The 11,495-nt window shown below is 54.9% G+C and carries 13 protein-coding genes; 7 read left to right on the forward strand and 6 right to left on the reverse strand.

All coding sequences use genetic code 11. The features are described from left to right. Both Q3981_RS03560 and Q3981_RS03565 read left to right on the forward strand, forming a co-directional pair. Positions 1-441 (forward strand): nitrilase-related carbon-nitrogen hydrolase (locus tag Q3981_RS03560; protein ID WP_303123982.1); only part of this gene is annotated, 441 nt, incomplete at its 5' end. Positions 442-463: 22 nt separating this feature from the next. Next, a complete protein-coding gene (locus tag Q3981_RS03565; protein WP_046202336.1) occupies positions 464-1,282 on the forward strand; it encodes a polyprenol monophosphomannose synthase in 819 nt (272 codons plus the stop codon). 90 nt (positions 1,283-1,372) lie between these two features. Here Q3981_RS03565 and Q3981_RS03570 read toward each other — a convergent pair whose 3' ends face one another. Next, positions 1,373-1,762, reverse strand: coding sequence for an RNA polymerase-binding protein RbpA (locus Q3981_RS03570; protein WP_046202337.1), 390 nt, complete (start codon positions 1,760-1,762; stop codon positions 1,373-1,375). Positions 1,763-2,355: 593 nt separating this feature from the next. Here Q3981_RS03570 and Q3981_RS03575 point away from each other — a divergent pair. Beyond that, on the forward strand, positions 2,356-3,039 hold the full coding sequence (locus Q3981_RS03575; protein ID WP_052292467.1) for a YceI family protein: 684 nt from the start codon (positions 2,356-2,358) through the stop codon (positions 3,037-3,039). Next, entirely contained in the window at positions 3,039-3,224 is a 186-nt protein-coding gene (locus Q3981_RS03580) for a hypothetical protein (protein WP_303123986.1), read from the forward strand. The genes Q3981_RS03575 and Q3981_RS03580 overlap by 1 nt, the downstream gene beginning before the upstream one ends. A gap of 620 nt (positions 3,225-3,844) precedes the next feature. On the opposite strand, the gene Q3981_RS03585 is transcribed toward Q3981_RS03580, so the two are convergent. Further along, the gene (locus Q3981_RS03585) at positions 3,845-4,117 is read right to left on the reverse strand and encodes a hypothetical protein (protein WP_303123988.1); all 273 of its coding nucleotides are present in this window, start codon (positions 4,115-4,117) and stop codon (positions 3,845-3,847) included. A gap of 313 nt (positions 4,118-4,430) precedes the next feature. On the opposite strand from Q3981_RS03585, the gene Q3981_RS03590 reads away from it, so the two are divergent. From Q3981_RS03590 to Q3981_RS03600, 3 genes are all read left to right on the forward strand, one after another. Beyond that, entirely contained in the window at positions 4,431-4,925 is a 495-nt protein-coding gene (locus Q3981_RS03590) for a pyrimidine dimer DNA glycosylase/endonuclease V (RefSeq protein WP_303123990.1), read from the forward strand. Between the two features lie 96 nt (positions 4,926-5,021). After that, positions 5,022-5,906: an ABC transporter ATP-binding protein gene (locus Q3981_RS03595; protein WP_303123992.1), complete on the forward strand. Its 885-nt coding sequence runs from the start codon at positions 5,022-5,024 to the stop codon at positions 5,904-5,906. Next, positions 5,903-7,069 (forward strand): ABC transporter permease, encoded by a 1,167-nt coding sequence (locus Q3981_RS03600; RefSeq protein WP_303123994.1) that lies wholly within the window; start codon positions 5,903-5,905, stop codon positions 7,067-7,069. The genes Q3981_RS03595 and Q3981_RS03600 overlap by 4 nt, the downstream gene beginning before the upstream one ends. A 21-nt stretch (positions 7,070-7,090) precedes the next feature. On the opposite strand, the gene Q3981_RS03605 is transcribed toward Q3981_RS03600, so the two are convergent. The 4 genes from Q3981_RS03605 to Q3981_RS03620 form a co-directional block, all read right to left on the reverse strand. Beyond that, positions 7,091-7,738 (reverse strand): cation transporter, encoded by a 648-nt coding sequence (locus tag Q3981_RS03605; protein WP_303123996.1) that lies wholly within the window; start codon positions 7,736-7,738, stop codon positions 7,091-7,093. Between the two features lie 63 nt (positions 7,739-7,801). After that, entirely contained in the window at positions 7,802-9,316 is a 1,515-nt protein-coding gene (locus Q3981_RS03610) for a SulP family inorganic anion transporter (RefSeq protein WP_303124072.1), read from the reverse strand. After that, the gene (locus Q3981_RS03615; RefSeq protein ID WP_012731526.1) at positions 9,303-9,989 is read right to left on the reverse strand and encodes a TrkA family potassium uptake protein; all 687 of its coding nucleotides are present in this window, start codon (positions 9,987-9,989) and stop codon (positions 9,303-9,305) included. The genes Q3981_RS03610 and Q3981_RS03615 overlap by 14 nt, the downstream gene beginning before the upstream one ends. A gap of 115 nt (positions 9,990-10,104) precedes the next feature. Further along, positions 10,105-11,490: a TrkH family potassium uptake protein gene (locus tag Q3981_RS03620; protein ID WP_303123999.1), complete on the reverse strand. Its 1,386-nt coding sequence runs from the start codon at positions 11,488-11,490 to the stop codon at positions 10,105-10,107. Positions 11,491-11,495 lie beyond the last annotated feature (5 nt).

The raw sequence follows: 11,495 nt of genomic DNA on the forward strand, positions 1-11,495 counted from the left end.
TCGGGCAAAACGAATGCTCTCATCCCGGTCGGCGTCGGCACTTGTTATGAAGTCGCGTTTGATGGCGCCTTCCAACACGCTGTGGAGGGTGGTGCGCAAATCTTCACAGTCCCGACGAATAACGCGACCTTTGGCTTTACGGACATGTCCTACCAGCAGTTGGCGATGAGCCGGTTGCGTTCTGTGGAATATGACCGCGCCACGGTCGTTGCCGCGACATCGGGCGTGTCCGCTATCATTCGGCCAGACGGACGAGTGTCTGAGCGCACCCAGATTTTCACGGAGGGGATTCTGCATGCCCAGCTTCCACTCCGTTCGACGCGAACTATTGCCTCATACTCGGCGACGATCATCGAGTGGACACTGTGCGGGCTTGGTGTCGTCGTGGCTCTGGGTGCCGCTATCTCACAACGGAAGCCACAGCGGGTAAAGTCAAAGTAGTTATCAAGAGAGAGGATCACCGTTGACTCAACCGAGCGACAACACGTTGGTCATCATCCCGACGTACAACGAAAAGGATAATTTGCCCCTCATCGTGGGCCGTTTGCGCAAAGCAGAGCCTGACCGCGTAGACGTCTTGGTCGTCGATGACAATAGCCCCGATGGCACTGGTGATCTTGCTGACCAGATGGCATCCGATGATTCCCATATCCACGTCTTGCACCGCAAGGGGAAAGAAGGCCTCTGTGCAGCGTATGTCGCTGGTTTCCGGTGGGGGCTTGATCAGAATTACGACGTAATCTGTGAGATGGATGCCGACGGCTCCCACGCTCCTGAGCAACTCCACCTTTTGCTCGACTCGGTCAATGATGGTGCGGACCTGACGATTGGTTCGCGGTATGTGCCGGGCGGGGAAACCGTGAATTGGCCCGCGTATCGCCAATTCCTATCCCGGGGTGGAAACACGTACATCAATGTCGTCTTGGGCGCGGGAATTCGCGATATTACCGCTGGTTACAGAGCTTATCGACGGTCTGTACTCGAGGCCGTGGATCTCGACGAGTTGAGTAACGCAGGCTATATCTTCCAAACGGACCTTGCCTGGCGGATTCTCCAGCAGGGGTTCGATGTTCGGGAGGTGCCGATTACTTTCACCGAGCGCGAGCTAGGGGAGTCGAAGCTCTCCGGGAACTTCGTGAAAGATTCCCTCCTCGAGGTGACCAAGTGGGGAGTGGCGTATCGAAGCAAGCAAGCGAAAGAGCTGTTCACGTCGTCGAAGCGCTTGATCAAGCACGAAGTGCACGAGCTAATCGAGAAACAAAAGCGACGTTTCAACTCGTAATAGTTGCGACGAAAAACGGATCCGGCCTCTGACTGCGAATAGTCGCGGGGGAGACCGGATCCGTTTGTGAAAAGGCGAGGGGGAGCCGAATTACTTCGACTTGGCTTTCTCTTCGGCTTCTTTTTGTTCCTTCATCATCTTGGCAGCGATACGGCGGCGCTGCTTAAGCATGTCGAGACGCTCGTTGAGAAGCTTTTCGAGCTCATCGATGCTGCGACGTTCGCGAAGCATGTCCCAGTGTGTACGGGGTGGTTTGACGGGCTTTGCCTCTGTGCCTTCGCCTTCCACGAGCTCACCGATTTTGCCGTTCTGGCACGGCCATTCACCTGGGATTTCAGCGTCATCGGCAAAAGGAACTTCCCATATCTTTCCGTCCTCGGTGCGGTACTTGACAAGCTGCCGAGGGGCTAGATCATGGTCGCGATCCGTTTCGTAGGAAACGGCGCCCATTCGACTGCCACGGAGAACACGATCTGCCATGCGGGGAATCAGTCCTTACGTCATTGGGGTACGTACTGGTAAAGCTTTACAACTTGAGCGTAATGTCGCGCTAAGGTCTAAAGAAACCAGTTACTCATTATAACCATCGTTAGATATAACGATGTTAGCGGCAGATCTGTTCCATGATTGGTACATCAGGTCGATCTTTAAGCGTCATATACCACGGATAATGATGGAAGATTATGATGGAAAAGGAACGTTCAACACAGGAAGTCCGTTGTCAGTGGTGCGGGAACCCAGTCGAATACTCGGGGCGTGGACGCAAACCTAAATACTGCTCACGATCCTGCCGACAACGAGCCTACGAGCAGCGCCATGAGGGGCGTGGAGTCGGAATATCGGACTCAGACATCGTCTTGCGGGGCAAGAAAGCACAATACCTATTCGATTCACTCTTTGAGTTACGCTGCGCTGCAGAGGATATCAACACGGCGGCACAAGAAGGCGCAACGTCAAGTGAGCTTGCCGCTATGACAGGCGATCTTGTGTCTTTAGCGCGAGATATCGAGTCCATCCGCCTGGGCGTTGAACAAGCTAATACATAAATACCTGCGGCTAGTACCATGGCGCTTATGAAGAAGCCTTGGATCACATTGGTTGTCATAGCAATTGTCACCATTGTCTTAGCATCTGTTGGGCCGGTCGTTTATAAAGCGGTTACCGACCGGGGGACAAAAACTGAATCGCTCACCGACGGCGACGCCAAGGCAGCAAGCACCGATATCAACGGCAGTTGGAAGATTGTCCGGGGCTCGGGGAAGAACGCAACATCTGCCGGATATACGTTCCACGAGATTCTTCCTGGTAAATCCAAGGAAACAAGCGGGTCAACGAATAAAGTTGACGGGTCATTCACCGTGTCGGATCAAAAGTTGACAGAAGGATCGGCAACCACTGATCTGACGTCGATTTCCAGTGATGTTGAGAAACGCGATATCAACGTCCGACGAACCATCCTGAACACTGACGAGTTCCCGAAGGCAGTGTTCACAATCAAAGGCCCAGTCGACGTTTCATCATTGCCAGGCGACGGGCACGCTGATGAAATTACTGTGCCGGGGACCATGGAAATTCACGGTGTGAAAAAAGACATCGACGTCAAGCTAAAAGCACTACGCACGGGTAAGAAACTGATTGTTTCGAGTACTATTCCGATCAATAGGCGCGACTATGACATTGAATCGCCACAATTCGTTGCCGCCAAGATTGACGAAACAGGCGAGATCAATCTGCTGCTAACTATGGAGAAGCAGTAATGAGTGACGAAACACTAATTTGGACACGGTGGCTGCGATTAGCAGTCTTGGCCGTTCTTATCGTGATCGCGCTTATTCAGAAGTTGTGGATCATATTGGTTGTCTTCGCGGTGTTATTCGTACTCACCATCGTCCAGCTGTGCCAGGTGTATCGCTCGAAGAATAAGCAGCGAACCACTAAATGACGATCTCCGAAGTCTTGATGTTGTGCGCCTTGGTGATGCGTGGCTGTGCGAGTACGACATCCCGTTACACACGATTATTAAGTCACTGTGACAGAAAGAGTGTTAGGGAGTGTGCCTTCAGAGATCTGCGGTTGAGGCCGGTTGAGCGCATATCATCCGCACACTGAGGTAAAACACCACAATATATTTAGCCGATAATCTACATTATGTCACTTTGGCTACATGTATCTCTGCCGCTTCTTCAACACAGCAATACATCCCACTAATCGTTCTGACCCCCGCCCCCGGGCCCACCCCGTCCAATCATTAACCGATTAACTCGGGGTGAACCGCACCGATCTATCGAAGCCTTCCGGATAGATACGGACAGCCTCTTCGTCATCCCCAGTTCGAAGAGCCGCATTCGTCGGCTCCACCATTTGGTCAAAGATTTCACTGTAGACCTCATCCGAATTATCGGTTGAGAGTCAATGTGGGAAACAATATACCTTTGTCACAAAAGACGGTACGGACGGAATCCTGGAGGATTTGTTCCCGTGGCTAACCGTAAAAACACCCCGGAAGAGAAAACGCCAGCCGGTTTTTACCAACTGACGCCGAGAATGCCCCAAAAAAGCTAATCACGTGCGTTTACGCTTCTCCAGAAGATAACCTCCCGAAACAGACACGATGAACGCATAGCCTGCCACACCAAACAACTCACCTGTTGAAGCAGGTTCTGAGCCGTCTTTAGCGATCAACACCAGAACAATAACGGCAGGAATTGCCAGAAGCACGGCTACAAAAGCCCCGATGCGTGATCGACCTGGTTCCTCAGGAGTGCGGATGCCCGCCAAACCAGCGCAGGCCAAGAAACCCAGGGCAAACAGTGCAAAAACTCCCCAGCTATGCATTTATAGCGCTCCCTTACTTCTTACGGATGTGATCCCAGTAGAACTTAACCACAGCGGTGTAAATCTTCTGCTTTACACTATTCGGGATTAACTTCCAAGCAAACTTACCGACAGTGCCACCTGCACAGCCGTAGATGGCATTCTTGATATAGTCTCCGCCACCTTCACCGCGATTCACAATGTCCATCAGAACGGACGACGGGACACTAGATAAAGCAACAGGAAAACCAATAATTAACGTTATTACACTTTACCGATATCTCGTTACCGAGGTCCGGTACTCCACACTGTGATTGCAAGGAACACTGAAACTATGCGCATCTGGTCACTACACCCCCGCCTGCTCGACCGTCGCGGACTCGTCGCATGTTGGCGAGAAACCTTACTCGCACAAAAAGTTCTCCGCGGACTCACCAAGGGCTACACGAACCATCCACAACTGGAAAGGTTTAGAGCCACCGACGATCCCGTGCTATCGGTTGCGACATATTTGCACGCACTCGCTGATGAAGCTGACTCTCGTGGCTATAACTTTAACCGCGACCGTATCGCTTATAGCTCGGACGATATAGCCCAGACCGCACAAACTCAGAATTCAATACCTGTAACAACAGGCCAGCTCCGCTACGAACTCCGTTTCCTCGGTACAAAGGTGGCCAGCCGAGATCCCGAGTGGTTGTCGTCCACTCTCAACAGTTATCTCCAGCCCACTGACAGTGACGAAAATCTAACTATTCCCCCAGTTCATTCGCTATTCACTGTTATTGAGGGCCCCATCGAATCATGGGAAAAGGTTAAAGATATCTGACCGTACGAAAACTACGTATTTTTACCTTTAGCCTGGTGCCCTCTGGTTCGCAGCCGTCCGGTGGCCCGGCCTAGACCCGTCCTATATCCTGGCGACATGATCAGCGTCCGAGGGCTCGATAAGAGTTTTGGCGACAAGCGCGCCCTCCACGATTTATCGTTTGATATTAAGCCTGGGCTAATGACAGGCTTCGTGGGCGGCAACGGTGCTGGCAAGACCACCACTATGCGCATCCTGCTTGGCGTACTCTCCCACGACTCAGGTGAGATTCTCGTCGATGGAGAACCCATCACCAGCGATTACCGCGCGGGCATCGGTTACATGCCCGAGGAACGCGGCCTCTACCCAAAAATGCCAGTGATTGACCAGCTTGTCTATCTTGCCCGCCTGCACGGATCCTCGGCGAAGGCAGCAAAGACCCGGGCAATGAACCTGCTAGAACGGTTGGACCTCGACCACCGTGCGAAAGACAAGCTCGAAGAGCTATCTCTTGGCAATCAGCAGCGAGCCCAGGTGGCTGCCGCATTAGTACACAAGCCCAGCGCTCTCGTACTGGACGAACCATTTTCCGGCCTGGACCCGCACGCAGTCGACATCACCCTGCAGGTATTGCAGGAAACTGCAGACACCGGTATTCCCGTCCTCTTCTCCTCTCACCAGCTGGACGTCGTGGAACGACTCTGCGATGTGCTCATCATTCTCGCCGACGGTCGCGTGGTGGCCAGCGGCACCCGCGATGAACTCATCGAGCAGCACACCGAGGCCGAATGGGAGCTCGTCACCACGGCGGGCACCGACTGGATTCACTCAATACCCGGCGTGACAATCACCAGTGCCGACGAGGGGCAGGTCCGCTTCCGCGCCGAATCGGTGGACGTCGCCAACGAGGTTCTCCGGGAGGCCACCTCCCGCGGCCCCATCCACAGTTTCGGCCCTGTCCGCCATTCCCTGCATGAGATTTTCACGGAGGTCACCCGATGAACGCCTCGCCCCAGACCCACTCCTCCCCGGTTGATGAGAACGGTCATCTCACCTCCGGCAGTGGCGAGCGTACGTCGTTTTGGACTGCCGTCGGCCTGGTGGCTGGCCGTGAGATGAAGGTCAAGATGATGTCCAAAGCGTTCGTGGTGACCACGGTGATCGTGCTCGGGCTGCTTATGCTGGGTGTGCTTTTGGCTCCGCGCTTGGGTGATCTCTTTGCTGGCGACGGGAAGAAAGTGGCCGTGACCGCCGAAACTTCCCAGGTGGTACAAGGCCTTGGCGATTCCTACAAACCTCAGGTCGTGGACTCCGCGGAAGCTGCAAAGGACGCCGTACGTAACGGCGACGCAGACGCCGCGGTGATCACGGACAAGTCATCCCCTGCCGGCATCACCGTCGTCGGGCTGGACTCCACGCCAGAGAATATGGTCCAGGCTCTGTCGGTGTCTCCGAACGTGGAGTTACTAGATCCAGACGCCCCTAACCCAGGCGTACGATATTTCATCGCCTTCGGGTTCGGCATCGCGTTCTTTATGATCGCTATCATCTACGGCCAACAGATCGCCGTCTCAGTGATCGAGGAAAAACAGTCTCGCATCGTAGAGATTCTTCTCGCGACAATCCCGGCGAAGGCCCTGATGACCGGCAAAGTCATCGGTAACTCCGTGATGGCTTTCTTGCAAGTGGTGCTGATCGCCGGGGTCCTTCTACTGGGCATGCGGTTTAACAACTCCGTTCTACCGCTCGACGGCCTCAGAGCACCGATCCTGTGGTTCGTGTTGCTATTCGCGATCGGTTTCGTGATGATCGCTTCCCTCTACGCCGCGGCCGCCTCCCTCGTTTCTCGTCAGGAGGACATTGGTTCGACGTCGATGCCCGTGATGATGCTGATTATGATCCCGTACGTCGCGGTGATCTTCTTCAACGACAACCCAGAGGCGCTGCGGATCATGGCGCTTATCCCCTTCTCTGCCCCCGTGGCAACGCCACTGCGCGTGTTCTTGGGCCAGGGCACGATCTGGGATCATCTGCTCTCCCTCGGCATCCTGCTCGTGGCGACCGCACTGGCGATCTGGTTCGCGTCGGCGATCTATGAGCGCTCGATCCTTCGTACAGGGCAGGCCATTAAGTGGTCCCAGGCCCTGCGTGCACGGAATGAGTAAAAATGACGCACTTCTAAGCAGCTATCCTTCAGTGGCGGCAAGAGCCTCGTGAGACGAGGCAGCACACGACTCCCCTTCCCACGCTTCCTTGCCCTCATGAACAGCAAGAGCAGCCACGACCAGGGCAGCTACAGGGTCGGCCCACCACCATCCGAAGAGCCAATCCACAGCCAAGCCGACCAGCACCGCCACTGACAAGTACGCGCACACCAAAGTTTGTTTAGAGTCAGCCACCGCACTCGACGAGCCCAAGGCTCGACCTGCGTCTCTTTCAAGAAAGGACACGAGAGGCATGATGATGACACTTGCTATCACCATGCCCAAGCCGACAGCGCTGTGATCAGGTTCCCGATGATTCACCAAAGTGATCACTGACTCCACAGTGACATACGCGGCCAGCAAGAAAAACAACCATGCGATCAACCGCAGCGTGGGCTTCTCCCACCGCTCAGGGTCTCGTCGGCTATATTGCCACGCGATTGCTACTGCAGAAGCAACCTCAATCGTCGAATCGAGGCCGAAACTTACCAAGGCGCCAGAGGAGGCAAGCCGCCCCGCACTCACTGTTACCACAGCTTCAACCACGTTGTATGCAATCGTAAACGCGACAATGAAACGAATACGCCGTTGTAACTGGTGAACACGATGGGAACTACCTATTTCATTCACAGCTTTATTGTGCTCTCCAAGGCAGAGAACGACACATTCGCACCCCACCTGCCTATCCGAGAACTACTCGTCCACGATCGCCAGTGAGGACAACCGACGTAGACGCTCTAAGCTAGCGCCCGTCGCGCCCACAACCTGAACATGTTTACCGCGCTGGCGATACTTGTAAGCAATAGATTCCAAAGCTGATACGGCGGAAGAATCCCACACTTCGGCGTCAGAGACATCAATTTCGATAGTTTTCGCCGGGTCAGTGTAATTAAAGCTGAACACCACGTCATTACTCGACGCAAAAAACAACTGTCCCCGAACCCGATATCGACTGGTCTCCGGAGAATGGTCCACCTGCTCCACCGTCACCATATGGGCCACGCGACGAACAAACATCACGCTTGCGCCCACTACCCCACACACGACGCCGACCGCGAGGTTATTTGTCACCACTGTCGCGATAATCGTCGCACCCATCACTGCCGTCTCGCTCAGCGGCATTCTCCGGAGCGTTCTCGGGTCGACCGAGTGCCAATCCATCGTCGAAAAGGCGACGACGAACATCACGGCGACGAGCGCGGCCATCGGGATTTGCCCAACGATCTCCCCCAGCGAAACCACCAGCACAAGGAGAAAAACACCGGCAAGAAGCGTCGAGAGGCGTGTACGGGCCTGAGCGTGGCGTACATTGATCATCGTCTGGCCGATCATCGCGCAACCGCCCTGGCCTCCGACGAAGGCACTAGCGACATTCGCAATCCCCAGGCCCCATGACTCTCTGGTTTTATCAGAGTGCTGGTCCGTGATGTCATCAACAAGTTTCGCGGTCAACAACGACTCGATGAGACCGACGATGGCGGCCCCCAGCGCGTACGGCGCGATAACCCCGAAATGGCGGAACCCGAACACTACATCCGGAATGATCAACGACGGCACCCCATGGGGCAGTTCTCCCTGATCACGGACGGTGGGAACGTCGATATGCCCCAGAATGGCCAACGCTGTCACAACCACAATGGCCACCAAGGGACCTGGAATGACTCTATTCACGCGCGGCCAGACAACCATAATGGCAAGGCTTATGGCAACCAGCACATAAACCATCCACGGCACGTGAATGACGTGCTGGAGTTGGGCAAGAAAAATGAGGATAGCCAGGGCGTTTACGAACCCGTTCATCACGCTTCGCGGAATAAAGCGCATTAAGTTGGCGACGCCGCCGAGCCCCAGAGCAATCTGGATCAGTCCCGCCAACAAGACCGCGGGAACCAGATACTCCACTCCGTGGTTTTTCACCAGCGGGGCCATGACGAGCGCCACTGATCCTGCCGCCGCCGTGACCATCGCGGGCCTGCCGCCGGTAAAAGCGATCGCCACGCACATGACGAACGATGTGAATAAGCCAACTCGCGGATCGACGCCCTCAACGATCGAGAAAGAAATCACTTCGGGGATGAGGGCGAGCGAGGTTACCAACCCGCCGAAGATCTCCGTACGGAACCGACCCCACGAAGAGAAGGCCGACCGGAAAGAACCGACCGTCGCTGGATGGTCGGTAACGGCATCCTTCACGCTATTTCCGGGCAAATGTTTCAATCCGCTCTGGGCTTCCTGCAAGGATCAGTGCATCCGTAGATTCAAAATCACGGCCATCGGTCGCCGGAACCCACTGGCCACCGTCGCTCCGTACCGAGACAACGTGCACTTTGTAGTCCTCCCACAAGCGTCGGTTATCGAGTGGATCGCGAAGAAGCACTTTGTTCGGCTTGGTCATGATCATGCTGTAGCCCTTGTCGAACTGCACGAATTCCTGGATGTGGCCTCCCAGCATGTGCGCGACCCGGCGACCAGTATCGGCCTCTGGGCGGACCACATGGTGGACTCCCAGCTGAGTCAAAATCCGTCCATGGGCCTTAGAGTCCGCTTTGGCCCACACATCCTTAACCCCGAGCTCCATGAGGTTCGACGCGGTCAAGATGGAGGCCTCAAGGTTCGACCCAATCGCAACAACCGCGCGGCCAACCTGATCAACACCCAACTGGCGGAGGGCTTCAATATCAGTAGAGTCAGCGACGGCAGTATTCGTGACGATATCGGCTGCATTCTGGACCATCCGCTGCCTGCTGTCTATTCCCATCACTTCGACGCCGTGGTCCGTCAGTTCCCTAGCCATCGCGGAGCCGAAGCGCCCTAAACCGACAATAACGACCGGCGCGAGATTCATCTTCGGACGGGTTGTTGATGAAAAGAAATGCACCATCGGGATTGTCCTCCCCTAGTTGCGATTTTACTAATCCTGACGTGGACGGACGACGCTCTTCCACCGTGTCAGGTCTTTAAAAACTACTCTCGTTCCAGCGTCTAACCAATGACGTTTAACCAATGAACGGTCGTTCTTCTGGATACGAGAAACGTCGCGCTTTATCCTGACCAGCTAGCGCGGTGACCAATGTGATCGGACCGATGCGGCCCAGATACATAATGAAGCACAAAATAATTTGCGACGAGCCCTGCAATGACGGCGTGATACCCGTGGTCAAACCGACGGTGCCGAATGCTGAGGTGACTTCAAACAGAATTTGGGAACCAGTGAACTTATTTTCGATCAACATCAACGAGATGACACCGACCGCGACCAACATGATTCCCAACGCGAATACTGTCATCGCCTGCCGAACAACTGAGTAGGAGATTTTTCGGTGGCCAATGACGGTGTCAGTCTCGCCACGGAATTCTGCAATCATCGCCGCCACGAGAACAAGAAGCGTTGAGATTTTAATGCCACCCGCGGTTCCTGCCGAACCGCCACCAATGAACATGAAAATGTCAGTGATAAAAAGTGTTGACGGATGAAACTGCCCGTAATCCACTGAATTGAAACCCGCGGTACGAGGGGTCACGGATTGGAAAAACGCGGTAAGAATTTTTTCACCTATCGGCATTCCAGACATGGCCTTGTTCCATTCCAAGACACCGATCACAAGCCAGCCGCCTAAGACCAAAACGGCGGTTCCGATGAGCGTCAGGCGGGACGTCACACTGAGATGGCCAAGTCGCTTGTCTCGGTTGGACGAGTTCCAGCCACGTGACACGCGGATCCTCAGCCGCGTGACCAGTTCGCGAAGGACCGGGAAGCCCAAACCACCAATGATGATGGAGCCGGCCAGGGGCAGGAGGATCCACGCATCCGCGGCATATGGAACAAGGTTGTCTTTCCGGAGGCCGAAACCCGCGTTGTTAAATGATGAAATCGCGTGGAAAAGGCCTTCCCCCATGGCGCGGTCAACCGACATTCCGTACTTATTGGCAAATCGCGATGCCAACATCAGAGTCACAGCACCTTCTACCAAGGCTGTAAAACCGAGGGTGGCAATGAGAGTGGACTTCACGTCGCCAATAGATAGTGTGCGCCCTTCCGCAGCGGCATTCATCCGCAGTCGAAGACCGAACCGCCCCGTGAGAATCATCCCAGCTAGCGAGGTCAAACTCATGATCCCCAAGCCACTGAGCTGAATGAGGGTGGCAATGATGATCTTGCCCGTGGTGCTCCAGTGCCCTCCCGTATCCACGACAGTCAGCCCCGTCAGCGAGACGGCCGACGTCGACGTAAAAACTGCTGTTAAAGGGTCAGTCACCGTGTGCGTCACACTGGAAAACGGCATCATCAGCGCTAGAGCACCGATAACGATAAGCCCAAAGAACCCGATGGACACTAACTGTGTCGGATTGAGGGAGCGCCCACCTATCCTTCTTTTTGCCACGAGAG

Source organism: Corynebacterium sp., assembly GCF_030530965.1.
Classification (GTDB): domain Bacteria; phylum Actinomycetota; class Actinomycetes; order Mycobacteriales; family Mycobacteriaceae; genus Corynebacterium.